We start from the raw sequence: 19,411 nt of genomic DNA on the forward strand, positions 1-19,411 counted from the left end.
TCGGAATTACCAGAGCGGAAAATGCCGCAGCCAAAGTTCGCATCATCGGTCTCCTGTTGCTTATGAGCATGCGTACCGATGGTGTCTAAACGCGTCAATCGCGTGAGGCATTGAGCCGCAGGAGCCATGGCTATGTGCATTTCCTCTTTCTGCGGAGATCGCGCGAGAGCCGCTGAAGAGCGATTGATCCTGACCTGATCTCCATCTGTCATTTTGAACGATGGTGACGAAATCGTATTCAGAATACCTGGCCGCCGCCTCAGCAAGACCCTTGTTTTTCTGCACAGCGAGGGCGGGATCTCAAAGCGGGATTGAGATCGGACGCGTTATCCGATTTCTGGGCTTCGCCATGGCGACCCCGCCGGGGTTTTATACGCGTCAGCTTGCGCCGTCACCTGGCTCACCGGCTGGGCTCGGTTTCTTCAGCCCGAATTCAATATCGGCTTTCATGCCGCCTGTCGCTTAGTGGATGGGGCAACCTGTCCCCGCGTCGCGCGTCTCGGGACTCGTGTGCCACTTACTCGATCTCGTCGCGCCGCCCGCACCAGGCTGAGACGCTTGCCGCCACGCTGGGCAATCTGCGCGCCGAGGTCAGCGCCGTTGCTGACCAGATCACCCGTCTTTCAAGAATGGCGGCGGCGCATATCTCGATCTGATGATGGCGAGCTACGTCGTCGATGCGGTCAATACGTGGGTCCTGCAGCGCAGATGGCGGTTTAGAACGGCAGGAAGCCGAACAGACGTTTGCTGGCGCTCGCCGCCCAGGAGGGCTTCACGCTCCCGGCAGTCAGCGGCGGGCCGGACGAAGGCGCCAGCGGCGATTGATAGAAGTGATTGAGCATCGCGTCGCAGACATAGTGCCCCCAATTCGTCAGATACTCCGTTTCCTTCGCGCCGAGAAAATGAAGATAGGTGCCGACGTCGGAGGGAATGACCGACGACGGCGGCAGCGCGTAAGACGCATAGGGCGTGAGTTCGGCCTCCTTGCTGTCGATCGACCAATAGACGCCGCGCGTACTCGCGCGCAAAGCCGATTTCGAAGGAGCGTCGAGGCCGAGCATGTCGGCCTGTTTTGCTGCCTTGAAGCCACCGATCAGGTCTCGCCGCCGCAACGACCTCACCTGATTATCGGTGGTATCGAGAACGCGCTTCAGCTGGGAGAGATAGTTCCAGTATCCGCGGGTGGAGGAGCGCCAAGGCGCGCCGGCATCGCTGACAAGCAGGCAATCGCAGCGTTTCTGCGCCGGCTCGATGCCGTGATTATCGTAAACGCCGCCGTCGCTGAGGATTGCCCGGCCCGGCGCAACGGGTTCGCCGACGGTGTCGTCGAGTTTTTCCCTCTCCCATGAAAACTGCGACAGGTCCAATCGCAGCGGTGACAGCACGGGCGGGAATGCCGCCGAAGCTGCAACCGCAGTCGCGAGCGACAATGCCGGATGAAACGACACGCCGATCCGGTAATCCGCAAGATAGCGGTTGGACATGCGGAAGAGCGAACCGGTGCTGAGATTGCTGGAGCAGAAGACGAACCAGGGCGATCCCGGAAGATCTCTCAGGCTTGGCGACTTTCCATCGAACAGATGCCGCTCATAGAGTTTGGCGGCCTCCTTTGCCGCACTCGAGAAGGGATTGACCACGCCCTTCAGGAAGCTCGGCCCATCTGCAAAGACCTGGCTGAAGGCCAGAATGCGATCGACATATTCGGTTCTGAAGTTGACGGCGACACCGTTCTCAAAGACCAGCCGCGGCCAGATATAGGCGAGCAAGCCGGAGGCGATCGATCCGCCTGAGACCGAGGAGATCATATCGAGCTTCGCCAGAAGACCGGCCTCGTTCAGCCTCGCCAGCGATCCCGCATGAAAGAGCATCGCCCGATAGCCGCCGCCGGAAAGGCAGAGGCCGAGTTGGAAGCGCTCGACGGGCTTCTCGGGTTCGTCAGAACCCGGCATGCCGGTGTTCGATCGGGAATGCTCGTTTTCTGACATGCTCGGCCTCACTCAGGAATGTGAGTTTCCCAACATTTTTTGCTCCGCGCAAACTGCTGGTTGCTCGCCTCTGGCCTCGCGCGCTACTTACTCGCCATACCGCTTGGAGTTGGCATCGCATTTGTGCCACGCCCACTCCATTCCGGCTTCGCCTTCATGGCCGTAGCACCAGTCGACGCGATCGAGCAGCGGACCGAGCGCGTCGCGCCGTTTGCACGCCCGTAGCGTCGCGGCGCCCTCGCGGTCAAGGCTGCCGCGGCAGATGTCGTCCAGTCCTATCCACTGATCTATCAGACGATCCGGCGCCTTGGCTTCCTTGTCCGTGGCGAGCACCTTTCCGGTCTCGGACTCGATCTGCAGAGAGGCCGTGTTCCAGACGAAGGAGAACTCCGCCATCCCCGAGGACGTCTTGCCCGTGTTCTTGTTTCGGGCAAACCACTCGACAATTCCTGACATTTCGCATTTTCCGGCACAGCTCGCAGTCACGGAGCCGGGCTTGACGCTGTAGACGCGCTCCGGCCAGCGTTGCGCGAAGGCCGCCTTGTCCTTCAGGATGACGTCTTTGTCGACCGAAGTTCCGAAGAAGGAAACCTCGTCGGCATAGACGTCCTTCATGAAGGCAAGCGCCGAGGCGCTGTCTTTCGACCATTCGTCGTTATATCGGTTGGCGAAATCAACCGCGTCCGTGGTCAGGTCGCCGGGTGTGGATGCGGCAGCCTCCTCGGAAGCGCTTGGGTCCTCCGACGGCATGTCGGCGGGTGTTGCGCTCACCTGCGCGGCGTCCGATGGCGGCGACGCGCTTTCCTGCGTCAAGGACATGTTCTCGGGCGTGTTGATGTTCCAGTCCCGCATTTCCGCGGCGGTGAGATACCTGATGTCGGTGCTGTCGATCGACAGGCTGAGCTGCAGCAGATTGGGGCTTACCCCCATGTCGGTAAGATATCCGATGATCTCGCCGGTCACCACTTGAACGGTCGAGACTGCCAATTTGCTGTCCGTGGCGCCATCGCCGGATAGGGAAGCCCGATGCACGCCGATGGAGCCCGGCTCGGCAAACCTTTCAACGCCACCGACGAAGGCGAAGGCGCAAGCCGATGCACATTCCTTGGCTCTGATCTGGATTGTTCTTGCATTCAGCGCGCGGATAGCGCGGCCGAACTTGATTGCAGTGTTAACGTTTCCACCGGGTGAGTCAAAGGTGATGTAGTCCGGTCGGTACTGCTTGTATTCGTCGACAAGCTTCGTCGGATCGTCGGAGAATTCGAATACGCCCTTTATCCCCAGACCACGCTCCCCCGGGGCGCCGTCCAGACGTTGATAGGAAATTGCTGCATGTCCCTCTCCGGCCATGGCGACGAACGCCAGCAGCATCGCTATCGACGAGACAAATTTGCGCATTCTTCCCCAGCCCTCGAGCACCTGTATTTCTCCTGTCGTCATTCGCAGCCTAGCTCGGCAGCTCTGTACCCGTGAAGCCCAATCTCATCGGCGACCGCCGACGCCGATTACGGTCAGAAGAACAATGGCTTCAGAGAATGTTGATAGCGACCCCAGCAGCTTAAAATCAATGCACAACGGGTGATCTTCTGGCAAGCGTCACAATCAGAAGTGTTGCGACAAGGTAAATGCCGGCACCCGCTGGGAAGCGTCTCGTTTCGCAAAGCATCATGGACCTGTGCGGTGAATATCGGCTATGTCGCCTTGCATCAAAGCTTTTGACCAGCGAGGCCTTTCGTGACTTCTCCCTATGACAATCACGCCCTCGACCTGACCAGCGATCTCGATTTTTTCTCCCTCCTGACCGGCAGCTACCAGCGCATTGTCGGCCGTCGTCTTGTCCAGGACGGGCAAGGACCGGACTGGCTTTACAACGATGCGCCTTTCGTGGTCCTTGCCCACAATTCCCTGCCCGATCCGCGCTTCATCTACGCGAACCGCACGGCGCAGAGCTGCTTCGAATATGGCTGGGATGAATTCGTCTCGCTGCCGTCGCGGCTTTCGGCGGAGCAGCCCGATCGCGACGAACGTCAGCGGCTGCTGGATAGCGTGACGCGCGACGGTTTTGTCGAGAATGGCCGCGGTATCAGGATCGCGAAATCGGGGCGTCGTTTCTGGATCGAGAAGGTGACTGTCTGGCAGCTGATCGATGAAACGGGCAAGCGGTTGGGCCAGGCTGCGACATTTTCTTCGTGGCGGGACGAGTAGTCTGACCGTCCGTCCAGCTGCCGGAGGAGCCTCTGCCCCCGGCGGCGACCTCACGGCTTCACGCGGTCAGGATGCGCTGCCTGAAACGCCGGCAATTCGGCGCACCGGGCATCGATATCGACTATGCGCCTTAAATCGCTCAGATCGACGCCCCAGCGGCGGGCGTTGTAAACTTGCGGAACAAGGCAAAGGTCTGCCATCGTCGGCGCGTCGCCAAAGCTGAAGGCGCCGTCATGTCCCCCTATCATCGTCTCCAGTTTGCGGAGCCCGTCGGCGATGAAGTACTGCATCCATTCCTCGCGGACACCTTCCTTTTCCGTCACCGCCATGAGATGGGCCACGACATGCATGTTGCAGATCGGATGGATGTCCATGGCGACCGCATAGGCCAGTGCGCGCACATGCTGGCGGCCGGCGCTATCGGATGGCAGCAATCCGCGGTCCGGCCGGAGTTCGGCCAGATATTCGATGATGGCAAGCGACTGCGTCAGCGGCCTTCCATCGATTACCAGGGTCGGCACGAGCCCCTGCGGGTTGAGCGTGAGATAGTCCGCCTTCCGATGCGCTCCCTCCAGCAGGTTGACCGGCACCGTCCTGTAGTCGATCTCCAGCAGGTTGAGCGCGATGCGGACGCGGTAGCTCGCCGACGATCGCCAGTAGTCGTAAAGAACGACCTCGCTCATTGCGGCCCCTCTCCTCCATAACGTTCGACGGTCTGCTCGATCGCCCCGAAGATCGAATGGCCGGCACGGTTCTTCATTTCGATGCGGACCTGGTCGCCGAACCGCATGAACGGCGTCTTCGGCGCGCCGGTTTCGATCGTCTCGATCATCCGGATTTCGGCGATGCAGGAGTAGCCGTCCCCTCCCGTTTCGACCGGCTTGCCCGCTCCGCCGTCCAGCTTGTTGGAAACCGTTCCCGAGCCAATGATGGTTCCGGCCGCGAGACTGCGGGTTTTGGCGGCATGGGCGATCAACTGGCCGAAATCGAACGTCATGTCGATGCCGGCATTGGCCTTGCCGAACGGCCTGCCGTTCAGGCTGACAAGCAGCGGCCGATGCAGTTTGCGGCCATCCCACGCCTCCCCCAGCTCGTCCGGCGTCACCGCCACGGGCGAAAATGCCGAGGCCGGCTTGGACTGGAAGAAACCGAACCCTTTGGCCAGCTCGTCAGGGATCAGGCCGCGCAGCGATACGTCGTTGACCAGCATCAGCAGCCGGATGGCGCCGCTCGCCGCTTCCGGGTCCGCCCCCATGGCAACGTCGCCGGTGATGACGGCGACCTCGCCCTCCATGTCGATCCCATAGGCCTCATCGGCCACCAGGATCGGATCGCGCGGCGCGAGGAAAGCATCCGAGCCGCCCTGATACATCAGTGGATCGGTCCAGAAGCTCGCCGGCATTTCGGCGCCGCGGGCCTTGCGCACCAGCTCGACATGGTTGACGTAAGCGGAACCGTCGGCCCATTGATAGGCCCGCGGTAGAGGTGACGTAGCGTCATGTTCATGAAAGCGGATCGTCGGCTGGGCTCCGGTCTCGATGCCTTCGGCAATCAGCTGAAGTCTCGGCGCGACATGCTCCCAGTCATCGAGCGCTGCCTGCAGGGTGCGGGCGATATGGCCGACTTCCGAGCAGCGGGTCAGGTCGCGGGAAACGACGACGAGTCGGCCGTCCCTGGTTGAGTCCTTCAAGGTCGCAAGTTTCATGTTCCAATTCCGATGCTATCACTTGATACCGGGGGTGCCGTCGAACTTGCGCTCCAGCCCGTCCCAGCATTCGAGATAGTCGTCCTGCAGCGTTTCCAGCTCGGCCGCATATTTCGTCAGCTGCTGCGGGTATCGGGTCTCGAACATGAAGGCCATGGTGTGGTCGAGCTTCACCGGTTTGAGCTCGGCATTGGCTGCCTTTTCGAAGGCGAGCGCGTCCGGCCCGTGGGGAAGCATCATATTGTGCAGGCTCATACCACCAGGCACGAAGCCCTCCTCCTTGGCATCATACTGGCCGTGGATGAGGCCCATGAACTCACTCATGATGTTCCGGTGGTACCAGGGTGGACGGAATGTGTGCTCGGCGACCAGCCAGCGCGGCGGAAAGATCACGAAATCGACATTCGCCGTCCCGGCATCTTCGGTCGGCGCGGTCAGAACCGAGAAAATCGACGGATCGGGGTGATCGAAGCGGATGGCGCCGACCGGAGAAAATGTCCTGAGGTCATATTTGAACGGGGCGTAGTTGCCGTGCCACGCCACCACGTCGAGCGGCGAGTGGCCGATCTCCGTGACATAGAATTTTCCGCACCATTTCACGTGCACGCGACACGGCGTTTCCTTGTCCTCGAAGGCGGCGACGGGTGTCTTGAAGTCGCGCGGGTTCGCCAGGCAGTTGGCGCCGATCGGCCCGCGGTCCGGCAGCGTGAATTTGGCGCCATAGTTTTCGCATATATAGCCGCGCCAGACCGCCTGCTCGCCGGTCTTCAGGATCTTGAACATCATGCCGCGTGGGATGAGGCATATTTCCAGCGGCTCGACGTCCATGATGCCCATTTCGGTGAACACCCTGAGAGCGCCGAGCTGCGGCACGATCAGCAATTCGCCATCGGCATTGAAGAAGTAATCGTCGACCATGTCCTGGTTGAAGACATAGGCATGCGCCGACATGCCCACCTGGGTAGCGGCATCGCCTGCCGTCGTGATGGTCCGCACCCCTTCCAGAAACGTCAGTTTCTCCTCGGGTGCGGGGATGGGATCCCAGCGAAGCTGGCCGAGAGGCAGCGAATGCTCGTCGAGGCAAGGCGCGGTCTTCCAGAGCGGGTAGGAAGCGTTGGAGAAGCGGCGGGTGTGGCGCACGCTCGGGCGAATGCGGTAAAGCCAGGACCTTTCATTTGTCCCGCGCGGCGCAGTGAAAGGCGAGCCGGAAAGCTGCTCGGCATAAAGACCGTAATTGCATTTCTGCGGGCTGTTCTGACCCTGCGGCAAAGCGCCCGGAAGCGACTCGGTCTCGAAATCATTGCCGAAGCCCGGCATATATTTCAGCGTGCTTGCCGTCGCAGCTTCACAGCCGGAAGCCTGGATCGATGTCTGGTCCATTGCTCAACTCCTCCCTCATTCCCTCCAGCGCCGCGCATCGTTCAGAGACGCGGCGCTCAGGAGTTTACTCCGCTGCCGTCCCGATGACACCACGCTTGATCTGATCGGCCTCGATCGACTCGAACAGCGCCCGGAAGTTGCCTTCGCCGAAACCTTCGTCGCCCTTGCGCTGGATGAATTCGAAGAAGATCGGGCCGATGACGGTTTTGGAGAAGATCTGCAGCAGGATTTTCGTCATGCCGCCATTCACCACGCCCTCCCCGTCGATCAGGATGCCGTGCTTCTTCATGCGTTCGATCGGTTCGCTATGGCCATTCACTCGTTCATAGGACATGTCGTAATAGGTCTCCGGAGGACCCGGCATGAAACGCAAGCCGTTGTCGGCGAGCCTGTCGGTGGCGCCATAAATATCCTCGGTGCCGACGGCGATGTGCTGGATGCCCTCGCCCCGGTACTTCTTCAGATATTCCTCGATCTGGCTGGTGTCGTCCTTCGATTCATTCAGCGGAATGCGGATCTTGCCGCAGGGCGAGGTGATGGCGCGGCTGACGAGACCGGTGATGCGGCCGTCAATGTCGAAGAAGTGGATCTGCTTGAAGTTGAACAGCTCGCGGTAAAAATCCCACCACTTGTCCATATTGCCGCGGAAGACGTTGTGGGTGAGATGGTCGAGATAATAGAAACCGATCCCTTCGGGTCGCGGATTGCGCTCACCCAGCCAATCGAACTCGGCCTCGTAAGCCGACCCCTTCGCCCCATAGGTCTCGACGAAATAGAGCAGCGAGCCGCCGATGCCTGTGATGGCCGGAACGTCGAGCATCTTGTCGTCGCCTTCATAGGGGACGGCGCCTTTCGACACGGCATGGTTGAAAGCATGTTTGGCGTCGACGACACGCCACGCCATGGATGCGGCGCAGGGACCATGTTGGCCGACAAAGCGGGCGGCATGGCTGCCGGGCTCGGCATTGACGACATAGTTGATGTCACCCTGGCGCCAGACGGTGATGTCTTTCGTCTTGTGCCTGGCGACCGCGACATAGCCCATGCGCGTGAAAAGTTCGCTGAGCTTCTCGGGTTCGGGATGCGCGAACTCGACGAATTCGAAGCCATCGGTGCCGGCCGGGTTGTCCGCGGTGATTTCGGATGGCGGCGCATCATGCGGGAAAGGACCCATTTTTTCCTCCTGACGAGATGGAGTTTGACTGCGCAAAGTGTGGCGCAAAACACGTGCAAAATCCTTGCATTCTTCATGTCAGGAGAAGATATTATGCACGGTTCGTGAGCATTCTGGAGATTTAATGCAATGGATGAACAGCTCGACAAATTGGATTTGCGCCTGCTCGAGGAACTGCAAAAGGACGGCAGATTGACGAATAACGAGCTGGGCGATCGCATCGCGCTTTCACCCTCGCAATGCTCGCGCCGGCGCACGCGGCTGGAGGCCGAGGGCTATATTCGCAGCTACCGAGCCTATCTCGATCGGGAGAAGCTGGGCCTGGATATGCTGGTGGTCATTTCCGTGACGCTTGCGACCCACAACAGAGACAATGCCCGCCGATTTTCCCAGTTGATCAACGGGCTGCCGGAGGTTCTCGAAGCCTATGCTTTGACGGGTGAAATGGACTACCACCTGAAGGTGGCGGCCCGCGGCCTCGCCGACCTTTCAAAATTCGTCAACGACGTTCTCCTGCCGCACGAGTCGGTCCAGCACGTGAAGACCTCGATCGTGCTCGACACGCTGAAGACATTCGAGGGCTTTCCCGTCCACATGCCGGGCAGCCGGCATGGCGACAGCATGCGATAAGTTTGAAGACATCCCCTGCCTCGCCGGCGGTAGGCGTCAGAGCGGCAATTCGGTCGAGAATTTCAATTCGCGCAGCACGAAGCTCGAGACAACTGTGCGCACATGCGGGTTGCGCATAAGGTAGCGCGTCATGAAGGCTTCGTAGCTTTCGACGTCCCTCGCCCGGATCTTCAGCATATAGTCGAAGGCGCCCGACAAGGCGTAACACTCCATGATCTCCGGCCGCTCCAGCACCACCGCAGCGAAAGAGGCGACCGCCTCCTCATGGTGATCTTCCAGCGTCACGTGCGCGATCACGCAGAGCTTGAGATCGAGTTTGCCGGGATCAAGCAGCGTCACGCGCTTGCGGATGACACCGTCGGCTTCGAGTTCCTGGATCTTCCGCCAGGCCGAACTCTGCGACATGCCGGCCTTCTCAGCCAGATCTGCCAGCGAAAGGCTGCCGTCGGCCTGGATGAGCTGCAGAAGGGTGCGGCGAAAGTTCCCAGTTTCTTTCATTTCCGGCCCCAGGTTCGGGAAAATTTGCCACCATTATCGCAAGATCCAAGATGAAAGAAAAGAAAATCCGCCAAAGCTGGAGGATAATGGCAGCCATATCGTCATGCTCCGGGAGGATCAGCCTATGACCAAGGAAAGCAGCTACACCGCCAAACTGCCCGGCCCGGACGGCCTTTATGACTACACAGCCGAGGAAGATGCGATCTGGGGCGAACTCTACCGGCGCCAGATGAAGATGCTGGCCGATACCGCCTGCCGCGAATATCTGGACGGCGTCACGCTGCTGGGGCTCAAGCCGGAGAAGGTGCCGCAGCTTCTCGATGTGAACAGACGCCTGAACGAGACCACCGGCTTCGGCGTCGAAGGCGTGCCGGCGCTCATCCCGCCCTCGCGCTTTTACGAGCTTCTGTCGCAGGGCAAATTCCCGCTGGCAACCTTCCTGCGCCGCCGCGAGCATATCGATTATATCGAGGAACCGGACCTGTTCCACGAGGTGTTCGGCCACTGCCCGCTGCTGACCAACCAGAGCTATGCCAATTTCGTCCGCCATTTCGGTGAAACCGCCGTCCGGCTCGGCAAGGGTTATTCCTGGCATCTGTTCCGGATCTTCTGGTTCACTGTCGAATTCGGGCTGATCAACACGCCGCAGGGACGCCGCTGCTTCGGCGCAGGCATCGTCTCATCACCAAGCGAAGCCAAGGCGGCAACCGAAGGCACGGCCTGCGAGTTTCGGCCGTTCGATCTGCTGAGCGTGCTGAGGACGCCCTACCGCATCGATATTCTCCAGCCGATCTACTACGTCATCGACAGCTTTGCCGATCTGGAGGCGATCGTGGAACAGGATATCGAGGGCACGATCCTCAAGGCGAAATCGCTCGGTGATTTCGCTCCCGCTTTCGAAGCCAAGGCTTCGTAAACGCCGACGGGGTGAAACGAGGGTGGGGATTGACGATCTCTCCTCGCTCACTTCGGAGCGACTGAACTTCGATTGACGAAATCGACCAGGACGCCCGGCTTGACCATGCCGGCCAGTTCTTCAACGTCCCAGTTCGTCAGCCGCACGCAACCATGCGAGCCGACCTTGTCGATCAGCTTTGGCTCAGGTGTCCCGTGTATGCCATAGGTCGGCTCTGTCAGATCGATCCAGACGGTACCGACCGGACCGTTCGGCCCTTTCGGAATGGTCAGGACCTTGTCGTTCTTTCCCTGCTTGAAGTTGCGCTTCGGGTCATAGCGGTAGACCGGCATTCTCGCGACGCCCTTGACCTTGTGTTTGCCCGACGGCGCCGGGTTGTCTTCGCTGCCGATCGTCGCGGGATAGACTGCAAGCAGCGCTCCGTCCTCGGCATAGGCGAGCACCTGGCCCGTCTTCCTGTCGGCCTCGATCCTCTTGACCTTGCCTTTCCTCGGGGTACCGGGGTTGACCACCCACACCGTATCGCCAGGCGCAAACTGCGAAGCCGGGTTGAGCGCATTGACGAGATCGATACCCATGTGGAACCGCTCGGATAGCTTTTCCGCAACGCTGGTATATCCCAAGCTCTGCATCTTGGCCTTCTCGCCATAATCCTCGGGTATCCGATCGACGAGGCCCTTGGCGTCGTCCGCCGAGACGACATAGCTCTCGATGATCGGTATCGAGGCACCTTCTTCCAAGCGGGAAACGACGTCCGGGTCCGCCCTTCCATCGATGGGAAGCTTGTTCATCGCCTCGAAACCGGCCACCGCCTTGTTGACGTTCTCGCCGGTGAGCCCGTCGATGACACCAGGAGATGCGCCTGCCCGATCAAGGAGGACCTGGAGGCGGACGATTGCCGGGTCCGGATCGTCGGACGAGCGCTTTTCTGTTTTGATTGATGCAATCGAAGCGGCGTTGATTGCATCGGGTTTGAGTTCTGCCGCGACACCATCGCCAACGGAGATGATCAAAGCGAGCAGCGACATCGGCAGGGCTGTTTTCATAGACGACAAATGGCCGTCGCCGAAACTTGTTCCATTGAGCAAGTATCCTCGGACTTTATGCTTAGCCACTTATGTCCTTCTTCAAATCACGGGCGTCTTCCCACGCCTCCTGGCTTCGCGCGATCTTGCCGCGCGGCGCGCCGGCCTTAGTTCCTCGATCGTCGGCAGCCACCACTCGGCACCTTGAACGGGAGGCGTTTTCGCAGGCCAGGTGCGGACGAGTTCTTCGAGCGTGGGCGCCCGCCAATATCCCCAGACGTGATCCTCGGTCACGCCGGGATAGACGTCCGCGACGCTATCCGGGTCGGCCAGTTCGCCGGTGATATAAGTAAAGATGACGATGCCGTAGGAGACGGCGACCGGTCTTCCCAGCGGCGGCAGATCGTCACCGGGCAGCGGGTAGCGATGACGCTTTCGTTCCGCAGAGCGCAGTTTGCTGCGCATCTCCTGTTCCGTCCCTTTCCTCTCCTCGGCCCGGCGCCGTCTCTCTTCCGGCTCGTTTCTGCGAGCCGCCGCTTCGATATCGGGCCATCTGCGTCTGAGGTCCTCGTAGGATCGGAAGGGAACGTGCCATAGTCTGAGATCGCCGTCCCACCGGGAGAATGGCACCTCGCGCAGTTCGTCGACGACGGTTTTCGAGTATGGCGTGCGGATTCGAAAACCTGCTTTGCCGAGTTGAAGATATGGGCTGTCGATCGGATCGAAGGCAAAGGCGTCGCGCCCCTTCGCATCCGCATGGGCGTCGGCTTCGGCCTCCAGCTCGGCAAGCCATTGCCCGATGCGGCGCGGCGCCGTCCGGCCGGGAACGAACCAGGCCTTGCGGGCATCGCTCCAGCGGGCACGCGGGAAACGCTTTCGGAACTGCTCGACAGTCATCCTGTCATAGGGGAAGGATACCTCGGCGCCGGGCTTGGGGTCGTCATCGCCCGCCGGCGCCTCGTCACGATCTGCCGGGGATTTCGTTTCGGTCATGGACAGAGAACGCTTGCACGACGGGATCTGTTTCCGGGGGACAGCCGGAAGCGACTAAATTTTCACTCGGAAAAACGAGACCGCGATAAGACCGCAGGCAATTCCTCTTCAATGAATTGTCTTCAATTGCGTTTCCGCATGTGAAACATCCTGCAGTGTCGCCATGAGCTTTTCAAACTCGTTCAGGACACGATTGAATTCGGCGTCCGGCATGCCGGTGATCTCCGCTATCGTCGAGGAAACGGAGGCGATGAGCCTGTCGATCCAGACACAGCGGTCGGCCGGCACATGGCCGAGAACCTCATGCCGATGGGTCTGCAGCTCGCGCAGAATGCGGACGATAAGGGCGCCCCGGTCCGCCCTGCTCAGGAACCGGAGCCTTGCCTGCGCCCTCTGGATTTCCGTTACCAGCGTCGTCGCCATCCCCTGATCTCCGACCCTCAACGCAACCGATATCACAACCGTAGCGTTTGCAACACGGACTTTGGTCCAACATCGCGCGGCGCGGCCACGCTCAATTGCTTGTCGCCAAGAGCACAGATGCGTCGCAATTGCGCCGCGGGCCGTCCCACGGCTGATATGTATTGTCTTCGGGCCGATACGACCTGTAGCGAGCGGCGCACCAGGCCGCCGCCTGTGCATTGACTGTCGTGTCCGCGCCTTCATCGGCCGCGGCGACATCAGGCTGGTGCGGCGAAGAACAGGCGCGGATTTCGCCACTGTAGGATCGATAGCTGTTGGTCGCAGGATCGAAGGAGCGGTAACGTTGCGCGCACCAGGCAAGGTGTTCGGCCGAAAACTTTGGTTGCGGCACCAAGGGTTCGGTTGACGAGCCGATGGGATCCGGCTTCGCCCTTGCCGTCATGACGGCCGGCGCCTCGGTGACATAGCTGGAATAGACGGGCGCAATCCGTTCATAGCCCTGCTGATGAGGCTCGACTTTGACCGGCCCTGTCGTCCAGAGATCGGGCTCGGCGAGGTTCTGTAAGGCATACGGCTCGGAATCCGCCGCGACGTGGGAGGCAACGGATGCGACGGCTATGCAGGCCCCGACCGAGCTGACGATGCCGAAGGCGACAGATGCGAGGCCATTCATTGTCCCGCTCCCTGCTGCTGCACCTGTGGAACCCAGACGCGCCCGGCCGTGCTGCCCTGCCGGCTGTCGGTGACGACAAGCACGGCGAGGATACCGGCGATCGCCAGCAGGATGACGACCAGCGGCAGAGCCAGACCAGTGGATTTCTCTTCGGAATAGATCATTTTCCTCTCCTCATCCCGGCGGCGCGGGGGCCGCCGGGGGCCGGCTGCTAGGCCGAAATGATGTAGACGATCGTCAACGCAGAGGGATCGACGATGAAGATCCGGCCGTCGGCGAGGATGAAGAAACGATAGGCCTTGTACTGCGGAACGATTTCCACGATCCGCGGCGGCAGCGGCTCGAGCCTGATCTTCTTCGGGATGGCCGTGCCGACCGAGACCGTGAAATTCGTCTCACGAACCGGCTCGACATGAACGTCCTTCACGACAGTCCGGATTTCCGTCTGCTGCTCGACCGAGATGTTGACGTTGGTCGTATTGTTCGTCTCGGTCTTGGTGGTGTTCTTGGTGTTGCTGTCGACCGACGTGTTGTTGTTCTCGACGTTCGTCTTGCTGTTGGACTGGGTCTCGGTCGAACTGCCGGAAGACTTCGCGGCATCGCCGGATTTTTGGGTTTCGCCACCGGTCGAGGTGCCGGTGGATGTCTGGGAGTCCTGGCTGGCGGCAGGCTTCTGGCTTTCCGTCGAGGACTGTTTCGACTTAGGCGTCTTCGAGCTGTCGGAGCTTCCGGACTGCGTCTTCGCGCCCGGCTCGGTTGCCGTCTGACCGGAGGATCCTTCGGCGGCGGTCCCAGAGGATGCGCCCGACGAGCTTCCGTCAGAGCCCGAAGGCTGCTGTGCGCCCTGACCTGTCGATGCGCCCGCACCGCCCGCTTCCGGCTGCTGCGCGGCACCGCCGCTGGACTGGTCGTTCTGAGCCGCACCCTTCTTGGGAAGGATCGGTGCATCCTGCGCCGAGGCTGAGATGCCGATTGGCGAGACGCCGATCGAAAGTGCCGTCATCAGGACGGCGAGTATCTTGGTCTTCATAACAAACTCACTGATTTTGGCCGCACGACGTCGCTGCTGCGCGCCGTGCGGCTGTTCTAAACGATGATTTCCGGAGTAAGCCGCGGCAGAGGGGCCGCGGAGAGGGTCAAGTCACCTGATGACCTGGATAACCTTGCGAGAAGACGGTTCGACGATGACACGTTCATCGTTGACCACCGCATAGGCATATGTCGGATCATCCGGAATGGGCGTCACGACGACCGTTTCCGGCAGTGGCTGTCCGACGACAACCTTCTCCTTGACGACCACGCGCGCCGAAGGTGCCGGAGCCTCGCGGACATAGGTGACGACCTTCTGCGGCGGCGGATCGATCGCGGTGCCGACGATGGCGCCGGCAACACCGCCGACAGCAGCGCCAACGGGGCCACCGACAATCGCTCCGGTGACCGCGCCGCCGGCTGCACCGTTGACGGTCGAGGACTGGGCGAATGCGACGCCCGACATGAGGGTCGCGGCAGTTGCCGCACAGACGATAAGCTTGGAGAGCATATTTTCCTCCTTCTGTTTTGAAGCGGCCTTGGTGACCGCTGCCAAACCAACCAGTTAGCGGCGTGGTCGTTCCACGCCCCGGACCTCAGTCCGATCGATCCCGGCCTTTGGTCCTAAACGCATTTCAATGTCCGTTGCCGGCGCTATTTTCGGATGGAAAGGAACCGGTCGTACGCGGCATAGGCAGGAGACTGAAGGAGATGGCACGATCCAACCGCAGGGAGGCGGGCCGCAGGCGCCTGGCGATGCGTCTGCCGGAGATGCGGAAGCTGATCATGGAAGCGCGCGATCCTTGGCAGCTCCAGCTCTTCGAGGCCTACCAGATGGCAATCGAAGCGCGCGATTCCGTTCGCAAACGACGGTTCGATCCGAAGCTGGTGCAAGAATATGACGAGACCTGTTTCGAGATCGAAAAACATGTCATCCGGGCGATCCACGAACCTTCCCTCGGACTTACGACCCCACAGCGCAAACCCGGCGAGCCGTCAGGCCGATAGACGTGTCTGGACATTCCATTTGGAAAGCATGCGTAGAGCCTCGTCCGGCCTCCCGAAGAGATAGCCCTGCCCCGTCTCGCATCCGAGCCGTTGCAACGCTTCGGCCTCCAGCTCGGTTTCAACACCTTCGCCGACCACCTGCAGGTTCAAGCCGTGCGCCAACGAAATGATGGCGCGGACGATCTCCAATACAGTCGGACTTCCGTTCATTCGCCGGACGAAGGACTGGTCGATCTTAAGCTTGTCGAGTGGAAGATCGGCAAGGTAGCTCATCGACGAGTAGCCGGTGCCGAAGTCGTCCAAGGCAATGACGACTCCTGCTTCGCGAAGCACGCGCATCTTTGCGATCACAGCTCCGCCTTGGCCGAGGAAAGCCGACTCCGTCAGCTCGAGGCACAGGCGGGAAGAAGGAAGCCCGCTGTTTGACAAGGCCTCCTTCACATCGGCCTCGATGTCGGACTGCTCGAACTGAAGTGCCGAGACGTTGACGGCGACGCCGAGTTCACCGGGCCAGGCGGCCGCCTCCGTGCAGGCCTCGAACAGCGTCCAGCGGCCGATCTCGCAGATCAAGCCGGAGGATTCGGCGATCGGGATGAATTCGGCCGGCGATATCAAACCGAACTCGGGATGGTTCCATCGGATCAGGGCTTCGGCACCTAAAAGGCGCCCACTCGCAAATTCGATCTGCGGCTGGAACAGCAGGAAGAACTGCCGGTCCCGGAAAGCATCGCGCATGTCCCGTTCCAGCCGGCGTGACCGGGCCTGGCGAACGGCAGCGGAAGGATCGAAAGAAGACCATCGCCGGCCTGCCAGGGCCTTCGCAGCATCGAGCGCGGATTCGGCGGCGTTCAGGAGCGCGCCGGGGGCGGCATCTTCCGAGCTGGCTATTCCGACGTGGACCGAGATCGGCACGGCCGAACCGCGGAGCTGCAGAGGCTCCTCGAACAGCGCCAAAAGACCATTGGCAAAATCCTCAATCGGACGTGCGTCCGTCATCGAAGTGGCGATGCCAAAATGGTCACGGTCCAGTCTTGCCAGCAAATGCCCGGCGAATGCATCACCGAGTCTTGACGCGACGGCTTTCAGGAGTTCGTCGCCGACGTCGCGCCCAAGCGTGGCGCAAAGCGAGGAGAAACGTTCGATATCCAGCACGGAGACGAGGATATCGCCCTCGAGGGTTGCCAGCCGATATGCAAATTCCCGGCGATTGAGCAGTCCGGTGAGTTCGTCCAGCTCGGACAGAGTCTTCAACCGTTCTTCATAGTCGTATCGCGCGGTGATGTCCCGGATGATGAGGCAACCGGCAAATCGCGACCGCGCCGCGGCCGGATGCGCATTCGGCTGTTCAATGGGCGAAATCGTGACGGATGCCTCGTAATGCGTCGCCTGCGAACCCTTATTGCCGGCGAAGTCGACAAGGGCCGTGTGCACCTTGGCCGGTTCGGCGTCGTGCTCTGAAACCAGCCTTCGCACGATGTCGATGATGGCGGCGTCGGTGCTGGCGAGAATTGAGGCGCCGATCTCGGCTCGCAGGACCGCCTTTGCGGATTCGCTCGCCTCGACGATCCTGAGATCGCTATCGAATGCGACGACACCGTCCGAACTGTCGGCGATGATCCTTCTCATCAGGCGCCGGGTGTTTCGAGCCTCGGTATTGGCGATGGCGACAAGCATCCGGCCGAGGTCGACGCGCTCGTTCAGGGCAAGCATCCACGCAAGCAGCAGCGTCAACCACGGCACCGCCGTTCCGACAAGGATCGCGTACCGCCACTGCAGCAGGAATGCGCCGATCTCGCCGACGGCAACGATGGTCAGTGCGACCGCCATCATCGTGACAAGGCCGGTTGAACGGCTGCGGATGACGCCGACGATCAGCAGGGCCGCAAACAAGAGTTCCAGCGGAACCTCATCGACCATCCTGAGGAAACGGTTCTGGAGCAGCGTCTCGGCCGCGAGCACGTGAATGAGCGGGCCGGCGATGGCGCCGTAGACGGGAACGGCGAAAATGTCTTTCAGCTCGGCTGCCGATGCCCCGACCACTACCGAGCGGTCTCTGATTGCGTCAGCCGGCACGGTCCCGTTCAGCACGTCGGACAAGGAGAATGTCGGAACGGTGTCGGGTCTTATCGAGTAGTCGATCAGCAGGGAACCGGCACTGCCGTCGATCCTACCAATGGCTGCTGCGGCGGATTGGGTGGGGTTTCCATCGAGCTGGCTTCCCAGATCGAAACGGCGGACGATCCCGTCTGCATCCATCGCGACGTTGGCGAATGCAGGCCAGGCATTCTGCAGGAGCTGCGGGATCGGCCTTGTCACCGCGGTTTCAGACGATGACGCCATCTCCTGCTGCCGGAACACCGGCAGAAGGACCCCTCCTCCGGATCTCGCGAGCGCCGCCGCCAGACGCTCGTCCTCCTCGGTGCTGGAGAAGGCGCTGAAATCGACGTCGAGGAAGACGTCCTTGGCGCCGGAGGCGACCAGCTTATCGAGCAGCGTCGCGTAGATGTGCCGCGGCCAGGGCCATGTGCCTACGGCATCGAGGGAGTGCTTGTCGATTGCAACGAAGACGATGTTGCCGGTGGCGGTGCGAGGCGCCCATCCGAAGCGCTTGGCGAAAAGACTGTTGTTGATCCCCTGCAGGAGGCCGACACTGGATCCGGCCATGGGCAGCGCCAGCATGACGGCGATCAGCAAAAGCCGAACCGTGTTCGTGCTGATGCCGTTGGAGAGGTGATCCCCAGCCGCCTTGGCCCTATCTCTCACTTGTTCTTGCCTTTGCCGTTTCCGCCGCCGTTGCCGTTGCCGTTGCCACCGCCGTTATTATCGCCCTTGCCGCTGTTGCCATTGCCGGAATTGCCGCTGCCATTCCCACTGTTACCGCTGTCATCGGAATGACCGTTGCCATTGCCGTTGTTGCCGTTTCCGCCGGAATTGCCATTGCCGCCGCTATTGCCGTTTCCGCTGTTGCCGTTGCTGCTGGAATTTCCGTTGCTTTTGCCGTTACTACTGCTGTCATCGTCGCTCGCGTTGGAACCGCTGGTCTTGCTCGCTGCCGAAGAGCTGCTCTTGGCCTCGGCGGTGGCACCGGAGAGTTTCGTGGTGCCGACGGCCGGAATCTGGGCGACCGACGGCGCAACCGAGGTGATCTCGGGCTTGGATAACCGGCCCGCCACTGTCATGCCGGCCTTCTTGTCGACAGTCGCGCTCTGACCCGGCGCCACATTCGACCGCTGGCCGCTGGCAAAGGAGGTGACCTGGACCAGGCCGCGATCCACGGCGACGGACGCCTTCGTCCTATCGGCCGTCACATGAAAGATCGTTCCTTTCACAACGGCCGCGAGGTAGGGCGTCTGTACGGTCGTATGCGGCTGGCTCCGCTTTTCGATTTCAAGGTCCAGCGAACCGACCTGCTGGTAGATCTGCGTCTTCATCGCAGCGGATTCGTTGGTGCAGATGGCGGCAAGCGTGTTTGGCTGGAAGGTGATGCTCTCGACACCCCTGGCAAGCTGAACCCGCCCACGCGGACCTGTGGAGACCCATGCCCGGTTGGGAACCACCTCGCCGGCGCGCAGGTCCTGCCAGTTCGTCCTGTCGACGGTATACTTCACCTGATCTGTCGCCTTGACCACCCGCCAGTCGTCGGCAGCAGCAAAGACGTCTGTCGGCAGCAAGATCAATGCTGCGATCAGAATTCGAAAAATTGTCGACATGAATGCTATTCCCTCGGCCTTCGGACGAGTGAAGCATGTTCCAATTAAGAATGATTA

General features: G+C 60.9%; 20 protein-coding genes. 4 read left to right on the forward strand and 16 right to left on the reverse strand.

The genetic code is table 11. From position 1 onward, the window contains the following. Window positions 1–716 precede the first annotated feature (716 nt). Together FHX14_RS10145 and FHX14_RS10150 are read right to left on the reverse strand one after the other, a co-directional pair. Window positions 717–1,985: a patatin-like phospholipase family protein gene (locus FHX14_RS10145; protein ID WP_184377000.1), complete on the reverse strand. Its 1,269-nt coding sequence runs from the start codon at window positions 1,983–1,985 to the stop codon at window positions 717–719. An 87-nt stretch (window positions 1,986–2,072) separates the two neighbouring features. Beyond that, the gene (locus tag FHX14_RS10150) at window positions 2,073–3,404 is read right to left on the reverse strand and encodes a hypothetical protein (protein ID WP_184377001.1); all 1,332 of its coding nucleotides are present in this window, start codon (window positions 3,402–3,404) and stop codon (window positions 2,073–2,075) included. Between the two features lie 315 nt (window positions 3,405–3,719). Between FHX14_RS10150 and FHX14_RS10155 the strand changes: the two genes are divergently transcribed. Continuing rightward, complete coding sequence (locus tag FHX14_RS10155; RefSeq protein WP_184377002.1) at window positions 3,720–4,190, forward strand: MEKHLA domain-containing protein; 471 nt, start codon at window positions 3,720–3,722, stop codon at window positions 4,188–4,190. 50 nt (window positions 4,191–4,240) lie between these two features. Here the strand turns inward: FHX14_RS10155 and maiA are convergent, their stop codons facing one another. The 4 genes from maiA to hppD all read right to left on the reverse strand — a co-directional run bounded on the left by maiA (window position 4,241) and on the right by hppD (window position 8,449). Next, entirely contained in the window at window positions 4,241–4,873 is a 633-nt protein-coding gene (gene maiA, locus FHX14_RS10160) for a maleylacetoacetate isomerase (protein WP_184377003.1), read from the reverse strand. Beyond that, window positions 4,870–5,895, reverse strand: coding sequence for a fumarylacetoacetate hydrolase family protein (locus FHX14_RS10165; RefSeq protein ID WP_179610726.1), 1,026 nt, complete (start codon window positions 5,893–5,895; stop codon window positions 4,870–4,872). The genes maiA and FHX14_RS10165 overlap by 4 nt, the downstream gene beginning before the upstream one ends. Window positions 5,896–5,913: 18 nt before the next feature. Next, entirely contained in the window at window positions 5,914–7,275 is a 1,362-nt protein-coding gene (gene hmgA / locus FHX14_RS10170; RefSeq protein WP_184377004.1) for a homogentisate 1,2-dioxygenase, read from the reverse strand. A 64-nt stretch (window positions 7,276–7,339) separates the two neighbouring features. After that, window positions 7,340–8,449, reverse strand: a complete 1,110-nt coding sequence (gene hppD, locus FHX14_RS10175; protein ID WP_184377005.1) for a 4-hydroxyphenylpyruvate dioxygenase — start codon at window positions 8,447–8,449, stop codon at window positions 7,340–7,342. A gap of 129 nt (window positions 8,450–8,578) precedes the next feature. On the opposite strand from hppD, the gene FHX14_RS10180 reads away from it, so the two are divergent. After that, window positions 8,579–9,079 carry an Lrp/AsnC family transcriptional regulator gene (locus FHX14_RS10180; RefSeq protein WP_003587110.1) on the forward strand — a complete coding sequence of 167 codons (501 nt, stop codon included), beginning with the start codon at window positions 8,579–8,581 and terminating at the stop codon, window positions 9,077–9,079. 36 nt (window positions 9,080–9,115) lie between these two features. Here the strand turns inward: FHX14_RS10180 and FHX14_RS10185 are convergent, their stop codons facing one another. Then, window positions 9,116–9,577, reverse strand: coding sequence for an Lrp/AsnC family transcriptional regulator (locus FHX14_RS10185; protein ID WP_012557411.1), 462 nt, complete (start codon window positions 9,575–9,577; stop codon window positions 9,116–9,118). A gap of 124 nt (window positions 9,578–9,701) precedes the next feature. Here FHX14_RS10185 and FHX14_RS10190 point away from each other — a divergent pair, with 124 nt between their 5' ends. Then, window positions 9,702–10,493: a phenylalanine 4-monooxygenase gene (locus FHX14_RS10190; protein ID WP_003587114.1), complete on the forward strand. Its 792-nt coding sequence runs from the start codon at window positions 9,702–9,704 to the stop codon at window positions 10,491–10,493. Window positions 10,494–10,540: 47 nt separating this feature from the next. Here the strand turns inward: FHX14_RS10190 and FHX14_RS10195 are convergent, their stop codons facing one another. From FHX14_RS10195 to FHX14_RS10225, 7 genes are all read right to left on the reverse strand, one after another. Continuing rightward, on the reverse strand, window positions 10,541–11,548 hold the full coding sequence (locus FHX14_RS10195) for a L,D-transpeptidase family protein (RefSeq protein WP_052636364.1): 1,008 nt from the start codon (window positions 11,546–11,548) through the stop codon (window positions 10,541–10,543). Between the two features lie 72 nt (window positions 11,549–11,620). Next, window positions 11,621–12,511, reverse strand: a complete 891-nt coding sequence (locus FHX14_RS10200; protein ID WP_003587118.1) for a hypothetical protein — start codon at window positions 12,509–12,511, stop codon at window positions 11,621–11,623. Between the two features lie 108 nt (window positions 12,512–12,619). Then, entirely contained in the window at window positions 12,620–12,934 is a 315-nt protein-coding gene (locus tag FHX14_RS10205) for a hypothetical protein (protein WP_003587119.1), read from the reverse strand. 91 nt (window positions 12,935–13,025) lie between these two features. Continuing rightward, the gene (locus tag FHX14_RS10210; RefSeq protein WP_184377006.1) at window positions 13,026–13,607 is read right to left on the reverse strand and encodes a BA14K family protein; all 582 of its coding nucleotides are present in this window, start codon (window positions 13,605–13,607) and stop codon (window positions 13,026–13,028) included. Beyond that, complete coding sequence (locus tag FHX14_RS10215; RefSeq protein WP_003587121.1) at window positions 13,604–13,771, reverse strand: hypothetical protein; 168 nt, start codon at window positions 13,769–13,771, stop codon at window positions 13,604–13,606. Before FHX14_RS10215 ends, FHX14_RS10210 begins: the two co-directional genes overlap by 4 nt. Window positions 13,772–13,818: 47 nt before the next feature. Beyond that, entirely contained in the window at window positions 13,819–14,637 is an 819-nt protein-coding gene (locus FHX14_RS10220; protein ID WP_184377007.1) for a DUF1236 domain-containing protein, read from the reverse strand. Window positions 14,638–14,748: 111 nt separating this feature from the next. Then, complete coding sequence (locus tag FHX14_RS10225) at window positions 14,749–15,147, reverse strand: DUF1236 domain-containing protein (RefSeq protein WP_184377008.1); 399 nt, start codon at window positions 15,145–15,147, stop codon at window positions 14,749–14,751. Between the two features lie 200 nt (window positions 15,148–15,347). On the opposite strand from FHX14_RS10225, the gene FHX14_RS10230 reads away from it, so the two are divergent. Next, complete coding sequence (locus FHX14_RS10230) at window positions 15,348–15,644, forward strand: hypothetical protein (RefSeq protein WP_054185739.1); 297 nt, start codon at window positions 15,348–15,350, stop codon at window positions 15,642–15,644. Here the strand turns inward: FHX14_RS10230 and FHX14_RS10235 are convergent. Both FHX14_RS10235 and FHX14_RS10240 read right to left on the reverse strand, forming a co-directional pair. Beyond that, window positions 15,633–18,407, reverse strand: a complete 2,775-nt coding sequence (locus FHX14_RS10235) for an EAL domain-containing protein (RefSeq protein ID WP_184377009.1) — start codon at window positions 18,405–18,407, stop codon at window positions 15,633–15,635. The two genes, FHX14_RS10230 and FHX14_RS10235, sit on opposite strands and share 12 nt — an antisense overlap. After that, window positions 18,404–19,354: a FecR domain-containing protein gene (locus FHX14_RS10240; RefSeq protein WP_184377010.1), complete on the reverse strand. Its 951-nt coding sequence runs from the start codon at window positions 19,352–19,354 to the stop codon at window positions 18,404–18,406. Before FHX14_RS10240 ends, FHX14_RS10235 begins: the two co-directional genes overlap by 4 nt. Window positions 19,355–19,411 lie beyond the last annotated feature (57 nt).

Source organism: Rhizobium sp. BK619, assembly GCF_014195245.1.
Taxonomy (GTDB): domain Bacteria; phylum Pseudomonadota; class Alphaproteobacteria; order Rhizobiales; family Rhizobiaceae; genus Rhizobium; species Rhizobium acidisoli.